The sequence below is a fragment of the Mucilaginibacter celer genome (assembly GCF_003576455.2).
GTDB classification, from domain to species: domain Bacteria; phylum Bacteroidota; class Bacteroidia; order Sphingobacteriales; family Sphingobacteriaceae; genus Mucilaginibacter; species Mucilaginibacter celer.
On the sequence record NZ_CP032869.1, the window covers coordinates 2,810,473 to 2,826,225 of the forward strand.

The following is a 15,753-nucleotide window of genomic DNA, read 5'->3' on the forward strand; positions in this document are numbered from 1 at the left end:
AATGAGTACAAATCCCTCACAGTTTTTAACCTTTGCTACCGAAAAGGAAAAAAACTCATCAGTTAGTTTAAAATCGCTTTTTGCCAAGTACCTGTATAACTGGCCCCTTATTGCAGCAACTATAGTTTTAATGCTTGTTATTGCTTTTGCCTATACCCAACTGGCCGACCCGGTTTACCAGGTAAAAGCTACCCTGCTGGTAAATACGCCGAAGGATGCTGATAAACCCGATGCCAATCAATCTGTACTGGATAAGATCGATCTTCCCAAATCGGCCGATGCGGTTGAGAATGAGATAGCCAAATTAAAATCGGCCAAATTAATTAACCAGGTAATTAATGATTTACAACTGGATGTAAGTTACGAACAAAAGAAAGGCATAGGCTATAAGGATCTGTATGCTTCGCGTCCCTTTAAAATTCTGTTTATAAAGCACAATGCTGATGCTAACCTTAAAGCGAAGGTATTTATCCAAATAAAAGACAGCAAATCGTTCCTGCTGCAAACAGATGGCGATAACAAACAGTACTCGTTTAATGATGTGATGCACACCGACTGGGGCACCTGGAAAGTTATTCCTGCGGTAAACGCAGCCTCATTTGCGGGGCAGGCCATACGGGTATCATTGCTTGATGCCGATAAGCTAACCGAATACTACCAGAAAAACATAGATGCCAGCCTGGAAGATAAGCTTGCCACCGCTGTCGACCTGTCGTTTAACACAACAGATAAGCAAAAGGGCAAAGACATCATCAATCAGCTGATTAAAGTGTATAATGATGATGAAATAGCTGATAAAAACAAGGAGACCCAAAATACCATCAACTTCATCGATCAGCGTCTGGCATCGCTCACCGGCGAATTATCCGGCGTTGAAAAAAATATTTCTGATTTTAAAAGCAGCAACCGGCTTACAGATATCACCTCCGATGCTAAATTTGAATTGGAGAAGCTGCAGAATAATGATAGCCGTTTAAGCGAGATCAATGTTCAGTTGAGTGTAATAAACGGTATTGAAGGTTTTGTTAACTCGCCGCATACGGCCGACAAGGCTCCGGCTGTTATAGGCATTAATGATCCGTCGCTGGTAAGTTCGGTTGAGAAACTTTCGCAGCTGCAATTACAGCGGGATCAGCTTGCGGCTACCACTCCCGAAACCAATCCCGATTTTGAAGAGATCAATGCGCAGATTAAAACCACCAAGGCGGCAATAAAGGATAATGTTAAAAACATAAAAGCTTCCCTGCTAAATGCACAAAGCAAATTGCAGGCCCAAAGCTCATCGTCCGAATCGTCGATAGCGCACCTGCCGGGCCAGGAGCAGAAATTCATCAGCATAAAAAGGCAGCAATCTATCAAAGAAAACCTGTATGTATACCTGCTGCAAAAACGCGAGGAAGTGTCCCTGAGTTACGCCACTACGGTATCAAACCATAAAGTGCTTGATGCAGCTCATAGTCTGCCATCAAAATGGCCTAATAACAAAATTATTTACCTGGCTGCTTTGGTTTTGGGCGTTATACTGCCCGCTATAGGAATTTACCTTGCACAGCTGCTAAAAGGCGTGGTACTGGACCCGGCCGAAGTGGAAAACGTTACAGAAATGCCTGTTTTAGGCGAAATTGCAGCTTCTCCCAAACCAGGCCTTACCCAACATGGCCTGATTATAGAACAGCTAAGAAGCCTGAGAACGCAATTGTACGATTTGCACGGAGAAGGCAAAAAAGCAAATGTAACCTTGATTACGTCCAGTATCTCGAGCGAGGGAAAAAGCTTTGTGGCAGGCAACCTCGGCAATATTTTTGCCAATACCGGCCGAAAAACCGTAATACTTGAGCTGGACCTGAGGCGATCGGCAATTAAAGATATTTTTAAGCTTTCGAAAAAGCAGGCGGGCATTTCAGATTACCTACGTGGAAATGCCACGTTGGCAAAAATTATCCAGCCATCCGGCGTTAACGCATCTTTGGATATTATCAGCAGCGGATCGGCTGTTTCAAACCCTACCGAATTGCTGGAAAACGGAAAGCTTAATGAGTTGATAGCCGATCTTAAAAACAGCTACAGCGATATTATCATCGATAGTCCTCCGGCACATCTTGTTGCCGATGCTTATATCATTTCGCGCATCAGTGATGTTACTTTATATGTGGTACGGCAGGGCGTAACACCCAAAAGCGAGCTTGCCTTTATCAAAACCCTGCTTAAAGAAAACAAGCTGCCAAACATGCAAATTGTATTTAACGGGGTTGATGTTAAAAAATTTGGTTACGGATACGAGTATGATAACGCATACTACCAGGCAACATCCATACCCGGCGAGCTATCGGCCTGATTATTATTTGCTGTTACCATTTGTATTAAATGAAGAAGTTATTTGTTTGCTCAGAGTTTTATGCCGGGTTATTACCCTTTGCCGCTACCATAGTTAACGCCATGCGCGCTGAGGATACGTATGGCATATTTGTGTGTACCGGCAAATGTGATTACCGCAAAGCCCTTATACCTAACGGAAATAATTACCTGTTTCTTGATTTTCCGGAAAGTAAGGTTAAAGGGCTGCTTCAACATATTTATCCTGCGCAACTATTAAAGGAGATAATCCGGGTTTGTAAAACCAACAAAATTGATGTGATCCACCTGCTAACCGAAGATGCATCGCTCGCCCTTCATTTAAGCCAGTTAAAAAAGCTTGCCAAAGTGTACTACACTGTTCACGATCTGTTTTTTCATGAAAAGGTTTATAAAAATATATTCAGCAAGTTGTTGCGCAATGTACTTGTTTATAAACGGGTTAAATATTTAATAAAAAACACAGATAACCTGGTTACCAGCAGCAGATATCAATACGATTGGATGAAGAAAAACTTCACCCGTCAAAACATTTACTACCATAACTTTCCTACACTGGTTACCGATGTTATTAAAGCCGGCAATAAAGCTGTACCCGAACTGGCGGGTATTAATAACTACATTTTATTTTTTGGGCAGATTGAACAGTACAAAGGGGTTGATATCCTGTACAACGCCTATATTAATTCAACCGGCACACCGAAACCTCCGCTGGTTATTGCCGGCAAGGGCCATATCTATTTTGAAAGAGACTTAACAAAGGAACATAATGTAATCTTCATTAACCGGTATATTGATGATGAAGAGATCAGGCAGCTATTTACCAATGCATTTTGTGCTGTTTTTCCGTACATCTCGGGCACACAATCGGGCATATTATCCATTCCTTATTATTTCAGGGTGCCAACTTTGGTATCAGATATCCCGTTTTTTAAGCAATTGATTATTGATAATGTAACCAGCATCAGTTTCAGTAATGATTCCCCTGCGGTCTTGATGCAAAAGATAAAAAAACTGGAAAATGGCTACCATGAAGAGCTTACCAATGCGGGGGCTAAATTTTATGAAGAGGTTTATGACGAAGAGGTGTTGCGCAAACAATTTTCGGCCATTTATGCTGAAGAGATGGTTTTAGACCAGGCTGTGCCTGGCTTATAAAAATATACAGTAATGGAAATTATCGCTATAACCGAAAACCAACTAACGCATTGTGCCGCAATCCTGATAGAGGCCTACAACGCCCCACCCTGGAATTGCCGGTGGACGCCCGAAAAAGCACATCAATATTTAGGCGAGTTAATTGATCACCGGGATTTTGTAGGTTTTATGATTTACGATGAAAACCAACCCGCCGGTGCCATTTTAGGACATAAAAAAACCTGGTGGACCAACAAGCAGTTAATGATTGATGAATTATTTGTTTCACCGGCACATCAAAAAAAAGGTTACGGCAAAAAACTTCTGCAATTTTGCGAAGAGTATGCCAACAGCAACCAGATTGAACTATTGGTTTTAATGACCAACAAATACCTCCCGGTGTACGATTTTTACGAAATGGCCGGTTATACTCTTGCCGATCAATACGTGTTTATGTTTAAGCAGTTAAACACATAACCGTTGTTTTTTGAATATATTAGTGCATGAAAGGCCAGCCCATCAAAAGGCTGCAATAAATCATGCCCGAAATACAACCAGAAGCAGAGGTATACTTAAAATCGGTAAAGGCATTTTGCCCCGGTATTACTGATGATGAGTTGGCATTATTTGCATCAAAGTTCAGTTTTAAAGTTCTGAATAAGAAAGAATTGTTTCTTGAATCGGGCAAAGTTCAAAAACATTTGGGTTTTGTGGTGAAAGGGCTGCTCCGTTCGTCCTTTGTCGATCCGGAGGGTAATGAAATTACTGTAGGCTTTTATTCGGAAGGAGATTACGCTACGCACTACCCGGCCTTTATTGCCAGGCAGCCCAGCAAATATTCAATACAGTGCCTGGAGCCTACAACATTTATTTGCCTTTCGTTTGATGATCTGCAATGGATCTATCGGCAGTCGCCCACTTTTGAAAGATACGGCAGGTTGATAGCCGAAGAGATTTTGAAGCGGCAGCAGGCCCGCATAGAAAGCTTCATCTTTCAAACCGCCGAAGAGCGTTATCTTGATTTTATTAAGCATCGCCCTACCCTGTTCAACCGCATCTCGCTTTCCCATCTTTGCAGTTTCCTCGGCATCGAACGCCAGACACTTACCCGCATCCGCCAGCACCTGGCCCGTAAATAGTTTTTTTTGACGCATTTGCGTCAGGTACGCCCTCCGTTTCCTTAGCAAATTTGCAGTATCAAATTAAAACGTACTGCAATGAAAAAGAACATATTACTGATACTCGGCCACCCATCCGAAAATTCATTTTGTAATGCATTGCTCAATGCATATAGTGCCGGAGCCGAAAGTGCCGGAGCAACCTGCAAAATAATTTATATATCCCGGTTAAACTTCAATGTAAACCTTGCCGATGGCTACAAAACCGGCGAAGCGATGCAACTTGAAGAAGACCTCGTTACATCCCAACAACTTATTCAATGGGCCGATCACGTGGTTTTGGCTTATCCCAACTGGTGGGGCTTTATGCCCGCTATCACCAAAGGTTTTATCGACAGGATTTTTCTACCTGGTTTCGCGTTTAAAAACCATTCAGGCAAAATCTTTCCCGAAAAGCTTCTAAAAGGGAAAAGCCTGCGTTTGCTGGTAACCATGGATACCCCGAAGCTATGGTTTTACCTCATCTACCGTGCATCTCAATATCAAATTTTGAAAGATATTGTGTTTGGCTACGTGGGGTTCGATCCTATCCGGTTTACCACCTTCGGTTTTATCAGAAAATCAACCGACAAGCTGCGCAGCAAATGGCTACAAAAAGCCGAGCAGCTTGGAAAACTTCTTAAATAATTGAATATCAAAACAATACAACACACCATTAAAATCAAAAAATTATGACACAGTATATCAACGGGGGCACACTTACCCCTATCAACCCTAAAAAAGCATTCCGTATTCACTTACTTGTTTTTGCACTGGTTACACCGGCAATATGGTTTATCTGGTACTTGACAGACAGATCATATCCATGGCCACTATGGAGTACACCGGCATGGGCAATAGGGGTATTGTTTCACTACCTCGGGGTTTATATTTTCAAAAAGCAAAACTAAATGCGTTTAGAACCACCCACCCCGGCTGTGATCCTCGTCACACTTTTTTAGTGACTTTCCTCCTACGGCCGGGGCCCTGTTTGATAGTAGGTTTGCTTATATAAACAGGCGGTTATCTCGATCTGAAACCATCAATTAACAAATTAAAAATAAAAGGCAATGAAAGCCAAAACACAAATAATAACAAAAGTAAAAGCAGGATTTTTAATCACAGCATTATTGTGCAGCCTGGGTTTAAGAGCACAAAATTTAGCTAAACCAGCGCCTGTTCAGGATCAAATAGTTAATGAAAACCCAAAGGTTAAATTAACCAGGTACGAAGTTAAGCCTGAACATCAAAAAGCTTTCCGCAAAGCGATAAGCAACTATGTTAATTTTTCGCTTAAGCAAAAAGGGAACATCCTATCGGAAGCTTTTTATGAGCAGGAAAAGCCGGATGTACTGTGGATTATTGAAAGATGGGATTCACAAACACTATTGAACAGGATAGAAAAAAGTGAAAACTTTAAAGTAATCCAATCGCTATCGGCAAAAGCGCTGATCCAACCGGCTAAGGTGATTTATGTAAAAGATCTGGAGCCGATATCTAAACAGCAATGGCGTACCGCAGCAAATAAAACCGATACCCCTATTACCATTATGCTTTTTGTAGATAGCAAAGCGGGAACAGACGACGATTTTAAACGGGTTTACCACACAGCCATGCCACAGTTCCGCAGCGAGCCCGGCGTTATCAACTACCAGCTTTCGCAGTTTGAAGATGACAGCACACAGTTTGTAACCTACGAAAAATTCAGGAACGAAGACGCATTTCAATATCACCTCAATTTTAAGCCGATACAGCCGGTTATTGATTATCTGAATACAAGTATCAAACAACAGCCTTTTCAAAAAGGTATTCATAGGCTTATCGCATTTACAGCTTCAGGCGATAATTAATAAATATTCAAATACTTAACACACATAAATTCTTAAAAAAATGAAAACAATAAATCAAATTATAGCAGCAGGTATCGTAGGCATACTTACTGTGTTCAGCGCCAATGCGCAGGTTAAAGTACAGGCCGGCGAAGTTAAATCGCACGAATTAGAGGTTTTGAACCAATTAACGTCACCATCAGTAGTAGTTAATATGCCCGTATCGCAATTGCTTAACGCCCCCGGAAACGAAGCGCTCAGAGCATTCTTTTTCACACCTGTAAAAGATAAAACTGCTTTAAAAGGCAAAAAAATAGCCGTGCTGGCTGCCGATGGCTTTGAAGAGATTGAATTATTAGGCCCGGTATGGTATTTCAGGGAATTGGGTGCACAGGTTGATATAGTTTCTCCAAAATACAATCCTGCCCCCGCCCGCTACGGCCTGGCTGCTCCCGAAATGGCGGCAACCCACATTATGGCTATCCAGTATCTGCAACCTGTAGGCTGGGTAAAAGTGGACCGTACTGCCGACCAGATTAAGGTAAGCGATTACGACGCGGTATTTATTCCCGGCGGAGCATGGAACCCTGATAACCTGAGGTATGATAAAGATGTGATCCATTTTATCCAGGATTTTAACAAAGCGGGTAAACTGATAGCCGCTATTTGTCACGCCCCTGTAGTATTAGCCTCGGCTGATATCTTGAAAGGTCGGAAATTAACTGGTTACTGGAACATCCAGACAGATTTGAAAAACGCGGGCGGCATCGTATTGGAGCAACCTGTTGTAACCGATGGCAACCTGGTAACCAGCAGGCATCCTATTGATGTGGCCGATTTTTCAAGAGCCGTAGAGGCCTGGCTGATTAAAAAATAAAAGAATCTATCGTCCCGATTTTAGGGGAGATAATTAAAACCGGGAGTAAGACTGCTTACTCCCGGCAGTTAAAAACACAAACAGATTTTAAGACAATGAATATCAATATTTTTGAACCGGCAAATGTCGGTTCGTTACAACTGAAAAACCGCATTTCGATGGCCCCAATGACAAGGGCAAGAAATGCCAACGGGATTCCGAACGATGATAATGGGTTATATTACAGTCAACGTGCAGGTGCCGGGTTGATTATTACCGAAGGCACAGCAATTTCAAATACAGCCAAAGGCGTTCTGTATATCCCCGGATTATATACACAGGAACAGGTTGAAGGATGGAAAAAAGTAACCGGCGCGGTGCATAAGCAGGGCAGCATTATCTATACCCAGCTATGGCATGTGGGCAGGGTATCACATACCTCAAATCAACCTGGAGGCGTTGCACCGGTAGGCCCGTCAGACATTCAGGCGGTTAATTCGTACGCCTGGGGTTATGACGAAAGCGGAAAAGAAGGCCCTGTTATTTCATCAAAACCAAGAGCCCTTGCTACTGCTGAGGTTAAACAGGTAATAAAAGATTATGCCAATGCTGCTGTAAACGCCATGGAAGCAGGTTTTGACGGCGTGGAACTGCATGGAGCTAACGGCTATTTAATTGAGCAGTTTTTAAATCCATTTGTAAATAACCGCACCGACGAATACGGTGGCAGCATTGAAAACAGATCGAGGTTTTTATTGGAAGCCGTTGATGCCACTATTGCAGCAGTAGGTAACAATAAAGTAGGGATCAGGCTTACACCTTACGGCGGACTGGGCGATTTACCGCACTATGATGAAATAGAAGCTACTTATCAATATCTTGCTACCGAACTGGCCAAAAGAAACCTGGTTTACATCCACCTGATGGACCAACAATCAAAAGGCAGCCACGCCTTACCTGAAGGCTTTTTGGAGCGCTTTCGTACTTGGTATAAAGGCGTGATCATACTTGCGGGTAGTATGGACAGGGAAAAATCTGAAAGGCTGATCAATGCCGGTACCATCGATATTGCCGGTTTTGGCGAACCCTTTATCTCCAACCCCGATTTGGTGGAACGCTTACAAAACAACTGGCCGCTTACTCCTCCTGATCGAAGCCTTCATTACGGTTTAGGTAACCATGGCTACACCGATTGGGAAACTTACCGGCAGCCCGAATTGGTTTAATTTGAAGCTTGCGGATAACAGCAGTATGTTCTTACCCCTCCATTAATCAAAAACCCGTAAGTGAAATGTGCTTACGGGTTTTTGTTTGGATTTAGAGCTGCCGACTTATTTGGTGGCAATGTTTATCACTCCACCATTTTTAAACAGATCATGCGATACAAAATAACCATCATTTACTTTCCCGTTAACTTTTATGGTGGTAACTCCCCTGCCCTTGCCCGGTTTGCTGATGGTTAAAGTTTTGCCGTTGCTTGTTGTCCATTTTACCTCATCAAACAATGGCGCAGTAACAATATATTTCGGATCGGTGGCGGAGAAGGGATACAAACCCAAAGCACTGAACACATACCATGACGACATTTCGCCTGCATCGTCCATACCGCTCAGTTCCAGGCCCTCATCACCAATGCCGTACAGGTTATTCAAAATATAATCGATCATCTTTTGAGATTTTGCGGGCTTATTGATGAAGATATAGGCGAACGGCGCCTCGTGATCCGGCTGGTTTCCCTGGCAATACTGGCCTATCATGGTTTCCACATTACGGGCTATATAATTAGGATTCCAGGGCAGGGTAAATAGCGAATCAAGTTTTGATTCAAAACCCTTTGCGCCGCCATAAAGCTGAATTAACCCGGGCATATCATGAGGCGCAAAAAAAGATACCTGCCATGCGTTGGCTTCGCGGTACATATACTCATAATACGGGTATTGCGGGTTGAAATTTTTGATCCAATCGCCGTTTTCCAACCGGCCGCGCATAAAGCGGGTAGATGGATCGAACATGTTTTTATAGTTTTTTGAACGGGCCATCAAAATACGGTAATTGGCTGTATCGCCCAGCTTTTTAGCTATCTGCGCAACTGAGTAATCATCGTACGAATACTCGAGCGTTTTCGAAACACCTGCTTTAGCCTTCGTTTCCACTTCGGGTTTGGCTATATCCGGATCAGAAATATATCCTTTTTTAATATACTCGCTGACGTAAGGACGGGCACCGCCTTCTACATTAGCATTACGTAATAATATTTTATAGGTCCCTTCAATATCAAACTGGTCGATGCCCCTCAGGTAAGCTCCCGCTATCGATGAAGCACCGTGATCGCCATGAAAAAACGTTGGGATAAACCCTGTTTTATCACCAACATCTTTAAGCGATTTGATCACATCAAGCGTAACGTCCGGGCTTATTAAACCCAGCAGCACATCCTTATTGCGGTAGGTATCCCATAACGAGGGCTCGGTATAATACCTGAAGCCGGTTTTAACCACATTTCTTTTGGCATCGGTAAACTCACCGTTTACATCGCTACGCAAGGCAGGCCATAAAAACGAGCGGTACAGGCAGGAATAAAGCATACGCTTCTGCTTTTCGGTGCCACCTTTTACCTTTATGTTTGAAAGCAGTTGCTCCCATTTTTGCGTAGCCTCATTGCGGATAGCATCAAAGTTCTTATCTCCTATTTCTTTCTCAAGATTTTCCTTCGCGTTCTTTTCGCTCACAAACGAAAGACCTATCTTAATTTCAACCGGAGCCGTACCGCCGTCAGTTAGGTATAGCATTGCGTAACCGCTTCGTTGCCCCTCATCAGTTTTTTCGAGTTTGTTGATTTTTGTGTTGATGGTTGCATAAAAATAAACGTTCTCTCCTCCCTGAAAGCCTTGTACAGCATTCGGCCCGGCCTGTTCAATGCGCCAGGTTGAAACCCGGCTGTTAGCTTTTCCTAAATCAAAGAGTATTTGCCTGTTGGTATTATTTTTAAATTGATATTGATGATATCCGCAGCGCAAAGTTGAAGTAAGACGAACATTTACCTGATAATCATCAAGATAAACCTGGTAAAATCCCGGCGCCGAACTTTCATTTTTATGAGAAAATTTGGAGCCGAATTTACTTCCCTGCGGATTTTGTACCCTTAATTCACGAGGATCGGAAACCGGCAGGATGGGAATATTACACAGGTTCCAATGCCCTTTGTTGGTATGCGTAAAACCATAAATTACCGAATCCTCATACTGATAACCTGCCCCCGAGCCATAGGCCGTCATCGGGCTTAACTGCACCATCGCATTTGGCAACGAGCTTCCCGGAAAGGTAAGCCCGGCCCACGAGCGCCAGCCTTTCGGCAATGCGTAGCCCAGTATTTTAGGATCATTAAGCGGCGCGGTGCCTATAAAGGTGTTAACGTATGGGGTGTACACCGGCTTTATTTGCGCGCAGGCAAAGCTGGTTACAAAAAAAACAAATAAAGTCAAACTGATCAGGATTTTAATTGGCTTGTTCATTGATAGGTTTTATTAGCGTTGCAAATTACCTGCTAAATTGATTTAGGAAAAATGCAAATTATGCATATTTATTGACCTTACATTCATTTTTTTTAATATTTAATGTTAAAGCGACAGGTATACCGCCTCGCTGTATATCCGGTGAACCCGGAATTATAAAACCCGTTTTTTTTAACGAAATTCGATGAGGCGCATAGAGTTAAGGGGAATGCCATCGTTTAATTATCAGAACAGATTTCCCTTATTTCACATCCGGGTTAATTAATAATCTCCCAGTTTTTTATAACATACCGGCTCTTTTTAAAATTGCCCGCACGCTTAACAGTACCCTTATTTTTTTCCCACAACAAGTTCACGCTGTTATACGCTCCCTTCTCATAATTAAACGTCACTCCGTCATCTTCAAATAAAGTGGCTTTGTTAGCCCGGCCATAAACATAACAGGTAATTTCAAATTTGGTATCGGGGCTTACATATTCTACCGGTTTTGCCAGCGGTAAAATAGTGCCGCTTTTGATAAAAATGGGTAACTGGTTCAAATCAGGTTTAATGGTGTAGTATTTACCGCCTTCGTATTTCTGCCTGGTATTGTAATCATACCAGGTACCTTCGGGCAAATAAACTTTGCGTTCGTCCATTTTTTCGGTTAATGGCGCTGCCAGGACGGATTCGCCTATCATGTATTCGTCGGATAGGTTAAAAGTGTTTTTATCCTGCGGATAATCCATTACCAAAGCTCTGAAAGGCGGGATACCTTTAAAATGATAATCGGCAAAGGCATTATAAAGATATGGGATCAGGCTCATCCTGAAGTTTAGCAGCTTGCGGATGTCGGTTTCTACCTGTTTTGCATTCTCCATCAGTTCGTCTTTGTTATTTTTTTCTTTGTTGATTTGCAGCCATGGTGGATTCTGCAAATACCAGGAATTATACAACGTTTGAGCCGAAAGCACGGCGGTTTGACTGCGGCGCATAAAATCTTTAATGGTATTAGATTCGCGCACCTCCGGCGACCAGATCATACCCGCAAAACCCGAATTAAGGATCATGCGGATATATTCCTCATGCAGGTAAGTATCACTATATAACGCGGCAGGATATGATGAGGCAAAAGCATTGGAAGCACGCACATCAAGGTAAGTGCGCTGATTAAGCTTTTTGTAGATGCCGTAGATAGTTTTTTGATACAAGAGGCCAAAGAGCTGGTGCATTTGTTCGCCATCGATACCTGAAGGGAACTGGCTGAGTTCCGGAAAGCTCCAGGTAGCGCTGCCGAAAGCGATGTTTGAGTTATCGCACTCGTCCATTTTGAAACCTGATATACCTTGCTTTACAAATGTCTGCCGGTGATAATCGGCAAAAATATTGGCGGCGGCAGTATCAGCAAAATCCGGAACAAGTCCGTTCCATACCAGGTAATTGCCTGCCTTATTTTTTAAAGGTTGATATAAAGGCGATTTAGGAGACACAAAGGCATGTTCCCACAAATTAATATGAAAGCCTTTGTTTTTCATCGTGTCGACAAACAGATCGGGCGTTGGAAAAAAACTGTTATTCCACACGTATGAGCACGAATACGAAGCCGTTTGCCAGCGGGGCTCCAAACCTAATACATCGCAGGGGATATGATTATCACGAAAATAAGCGGCCATTTTATTTACCTGGTACTGGTTAAAATCGGCTTTAACCCGATATTTTACGCCAAGCCCCCAAATGGCAGGTAGCGCGCCGCCGCCCGAAAACAGGTTATACCGCTGCATGACGGTTTTCAGATCGGGCCCTTCAAAAATAAACACTTCTATCCCTTTGGCACCCGGGATATCAACCGTTACGTAACCCGAAGCTTTATTATCGCTTTTATACAACTCCTCAACCGAGTTTCCGCCATTACTCTCCTTAACATCCCTCCGGTTATTATTCAGTTTTGCTGTATTGCCGCAGTAAAAGGTTGCATACCGCGAAGTGTTGATTAAAATACCATACCCCTTGTTTGAAACATAAAAGGATGCCGGCCCGTGCGTATATCCCAGATCGTTTAAGGGGTTATCATTAACAATAGGGCGTTTCTTTAAACCACGCTGATTAAACGAACCTATTTGCATCCCAAAACCATACAACTGTTCGGTATCATCCAAAGGCACTTCTACAACCACTCCCCTGCTGTTAATGTTAATTTTAACATCATTAACATTAAAAGGAAGTTTGCCGGGCCCAAGTTGGTTTAACGCTTCGCTCATAGGTAATTCGTTACAAAAGCTGTATGGGGTAAACCTGTCTGCCGTGCCGAGGGCTATTTTTTGCACACCCGGTGCAAGCTGCGTTACTTGTCCAAAAGCACATAAAACAGTAAGTTGAAAAAGTACGAATAGCGCAGTAGTACAGATAAAGAATTTTCTCATGCTTAATAACCCATGTTAAGGTTGTCAAAGTTAACAGAGAACAGCAAAAATCCAGATTATCAGCTCACTTTTTTAGCCCCGCAGTTAGTATAATAAAACCTGCTACTAAAATAAATCTGTGCAATAGCATCAACAATACAAAACACTTTTTTACAATGCGGATTTTCAAAAAAATATCCAATATTTGCCCGTACGTTAACTTTATCACAATATTAATGCTCCAATTGCCCTTTTCATTAAAGCAAACGGGCGGCCTTATCATTAAAGGCCATGGCTTGGTCATTAGCCCAAAAACTCATTTTCAATACTTTACCCGTCACAAAACGTTCAAGGCTTAATTAAATGAACAGTAACCCTTTAGAAAAGTGTATTAATTGCGGAGCCGGATTAGAGGTTAAAAGCAACACTATATTACATTGTCCGTATTGCAGAAGCTTTTATCGGGAGGACGGCAGCCAACTGGATCCTGCCCAATTTCGAGCCAGAAGTAATACGAGCAATCAAAACCCAATTACGGATTTTAGAACCGGTCCACATACACCCGTTAAAAAAAGCGGAAAATCCAATCCCGTGCTCGTGGGGTGTTTAATTTTAGTTATAACATTTATCATTATGATAATTGCTGCAAGCCAGCATGAATCTGTTACTGATAGTGCGTCATATCTCGATTCGTTGAAAAAAGACACTACAAAAACCGATACCGGCACATCGGCACAAAGCAACGATTTGAAAAAAGACAGCACGGCTACGGGTGATAATCCGGCAAATTCTGCGGTGTTAAAACAATTAGCTTCAATAGATATTGATGCCCCAACTTTTAAAAAACTATACGCTAAAGCAAGAAAAAAATACGACAAATTTTCGGGCAATACATACATTCATGATAAGTCATCGCCACAATATGTAAATTACAACGGCATCTATGCATATATTGCCCAAAACGGCAGCGATTTTTCGCTCCGGTTTTCAATACAATACGCTGCCGACGACTGGCTGTTTATTAAAAAAGTTACTTTTAACGCCGATGGCGAAAACTACACTTACACACCTGACTTTAAAACAGATAACGGCGATGGTGGCATTTGGGAATGGTGTGATGACGAAGTTTACGGCACTGATATAGCCATGCTGGCCGATATTGCCAACGCAAAAAAAGCACAAGCCAGGTACGACGGCGATAAGTATTATAAAGTTGTAAATATTACCCCCATGCAAAGAGCAGCGCTAAAAAAGCAGCTTCAAATTTATAAGGGCTTGCTTTTAGGTTATAACAAAACCAAATAATACAACAGTACCGGCAACCTGCAAAGTTGCCGGTACAAATAATAAGCGGATACGTTCATTCTAAAGATCACTTATTCCGACCGGATACATCATCACCCGCCTTAGGCCAAATGCCATCTATTATTTCTTTCAACTCCAGTTTCGAGGGGTCGATCACCACATATTTTATTTTTTGCCTGCGCCAGGTGTAAACTACATGAACCATACCATCGGCCGACTGAATTACAGACGGATATGAGTACTCTCCTTCGGGTGAATTTTCCAAAATCAAAGCAGCATACCAGTTAACACCATCTGCAGAAACAGCCATGTTAAGAGGTGTGCGTGCGCCCCTGGTTAAATTTCCACGTGGTAATACGTGATTGTAAACCAGTAATTGCCGTCCATCTTTCAACGTCACCGCATCGATACAAGAATCATTATTAGGAAGAGACGTTTTCTGCAAAGGCGACCATGTTTTACCACCATCGTGTGACGATGTAGTCAATACAGCCCGGTTTTGGCTACGGCAAAGCGCCTGCAAACTACCGTCTTTATAAGTTAAAATACATGGCTGAATAGCCCTTAAGTTCTTTCCATCATCACCAACGGGACCAATCATAGCCCAGGTTTCACCAAAATTGTTACTGGCTTCAAAATGAACCTTCCATGTTTTGGCCTCGGTGCTTACGGGGCTCAGCAGCGTTCCGTTTTCAAGTAATACGGGTTTGTTTTTAATTGGCCCTAAAAAGCCGTTAGGTAATGCTTTCTGTACAGACCAACTAATCCCGCCATCAGCGGATGTTTTAACAAAACCTTTCCATTTTGAGGGATCGGGGCCAATTTTATAATAAAGTTGCAATTCGCCTTCAGGTACCTGGTACAATACGGGGTTCCAACAAGCGCAACGTAAGGTGTTGTTCCGCATGCCGTTTGCTACGTTTACCCCCTCTGTCCATTTGCCATTAACAAGTCGGCTCACCCAGATACATACGTCAGTGTATCGTTCTTTAGTGCCGCCAAACCATGAGGCCACAAGCCCGGTGGGTGTTTCGGCGATGGTTGCAGCATGACATTCCGGGTACGGGGCCTTATCGTAAATAAATTCGTCTTTAATGAGCCCTTTGCGCCGTGGATTATGCTGAGCAACCGGCTCACCGCTAAAAAGCAGAGAGTGAAGTGCCATGAATAATCCTTTCTTTGCCATTGTTTATTTTTACAATTTGTTATTTAATTTGATTTTTTGGC

Annotated in this window: 13 protein-coding genes; 10 read left to right on the forward strand and 3 right to left on the reverse strand. The window is 42.6% G+C overall.

What is annotated here, in order from left to right:
* Position 1 precedes the first annotated feature (1 nt).
* The 9 genes from HYN43_RS11055 (at position 2) to HYN43_RS11095 (ending at position 8,557) form a co-directional block, all read left to right on the forward strand.
* Positions 2 to 2,335: a GumC family protein gene (locus tag HYN43_RS11055; RefSeq protein ID WP_119409402.1), complete on the forward strand. Its 2,334-nt coding sequence runs from the start codon at positions 2 to 4 to the stop codon at positions 2,333 to 2,335.
* A gap of 29 nt (positions 2,336 to 2,364) precedes the next feature.
* Positions 2,365 to 3,510 (forward strand): glycosyltransferase, encoded by a 1,146-nt coding sequence (locus HYN43_RS11060; RefSeq protein ID WP_119409403.1) that lies wholly within the window; start codon positions 2,365 to 2,367, stop codon positions 3,508 to 3,510.
* Between the two features lie 12 nt (positions 3,511 to 3,522).
* Positions 3,523 to 3,966, forward strand: a complete 444-nt coding sequence (locus tag HYN43_RS11065) for a GNAT family N-acetyltransferase (protein WP_119409404.1) — start codon at positions 3,523 to 3,525, stop codon at positions 3,964 to 3,966.
* 62 nt (positions 3,967 to 4,028) lie between these two features.
* The gene (locus HYN43_RS11070; protein WP_205589919.1) at positions 4,029 to 4,628 is read left to right on the forward strand and encodes a Crp/Fnr family transcriptional regulator; all 600 of its coding nucleotides are present in this window, start codon (positions 4,029 to 4,031) and stop codon (positions 4,626 to 4,628) included.
* A gap of 78 nt (positions 4,629 to 4,706) precedes the next feature.
* A complete protein-coding gene (locus HYN43_RS11075; RefSeq protein WP_119409405.1) occupies positions 4,707 to 5,294 on the forward strand; it encodes an NAD(P)H-dependent oxidoreductase in 588 nt (195 codons plus the stop codon).
* A gap of 44 nt (positions 5,295 to 5,338) precedes the next feature.
* Positions 5,339 to 5,557: a 2TM domain-containing protein gene (locus tag HYN43_RS11080; protein ID WP_119409406.1), complete on the forward strand. Its 219-nt coding sequence runs from the start codon at positions 5,339 to 5,341 to the stop codon at positions 5,555 to 5,557.
* Between the two features lie 159 nt (positions 5,558 to 5,716).
* Entirely contained in the window at positions 5,717 to 6,496 is a 780-nt protein-coding gene (locus HYN43_RS11085) for a putative quinol monooxygenase (protein WP_119409407.1), read from the forward strand.
* 40 nt (positions 6,497 to 6,536) lie between these two features.
* Positions 6,537 to 7,352, forward strand: a complete 816-nt coding sequence (locus tag HYN43_RS11090; RefSeq protein WP_119409408.1) for a DJ-1/PfpI/YhbO family deglycase/protease — start codon at positions 6,537 to 6,539, stop codon at positions 7,350 to 7,352.
* A 95-nt stretch (positions 7,353 to 7,447) separates the two neighbouring features.
* The gene (locus HYN43_RS11095) at positions 7,448 to 8,557 is read left to right on the forward strand and encodes an alkene reductase (protein ID WP_119409409.1); all 1,110 of its coding nucleotides are present in this window, start codon (positions 7,448 to 7,450) and stop codon (positions 8,555 to 8,557) included.
* A gap of 105 nt (positions 8,558 to 8,662) precedes the next feature.
* Here the strand turns inward: HYN43_RS11095 and HYN43_RS11100 are convergent, their stop codons facing one another.
* Both HYN43_RS11100 and HYN43_RS11105 read right to left on the reverse strand, forming a co-directional pair.
* Positions 8,663 to 10,843: a GH92 family glycosyl hydrolase gene (locus HYN43_RS11100; protein ID WP_119409410.1), complete on the reverse strand. Its 2,181-nt coding sequence runs from the start codon at positions 10,841 to 10,843 to the stop codon at positions 8,663 to 8,665.
* A 257-nt stretch (positions 10,844 to 11,100) separates the two neighbouring features.
* The gene (locus tag HYN43_RS11105) at positions 11,101 to 13,242 is read right to left on the reverse strand and encodes a glycoside hydrolase family 31 protein (protein ID WP_119409411.1); all 2,142 of its coding nucleotides are present in this window, start codon (positions 13,240 to 13,242) and stop codon (positions 11,101 to 11,103) included.
* Positions 13,243 to 13,854: 612 nt separating this feature from the next.
* Here HYN43_RS11105 and HYN43_RS11115 point away from each other — a divergent pair.
* On the forward strand, positions 13,855 to 14,526 hold the full coding sequence (locus tag HYN43_RS11115) for a hypothetical protein (RefSeq protein WP_119409413.1): 672 nt from the start codon (positions 13,855 to 13,857) through the stop codon (positions 14,524 to 14,526).
* Positions 14,527 to 14,593: 67 nt separating this feature from the next.
* Here HYN43_RS11115 and HYN43_RS11120 read toward each other — a convergent pair whose 3' ends face one another.
* Positions 14,594 to 15,712, reverse strand: a complete 1,119-nt coding sequence (locus HYN43_RS11120; RefSeq protein ID WP_119409414.1) for a sialidase family protein — start codon at positions 15,710 to 15,712, stop codon at positions 14,594 to 14,596.
* Between the last annotated feature and the right edge of the window lie 41 nt (positions 15,713 to 15,753).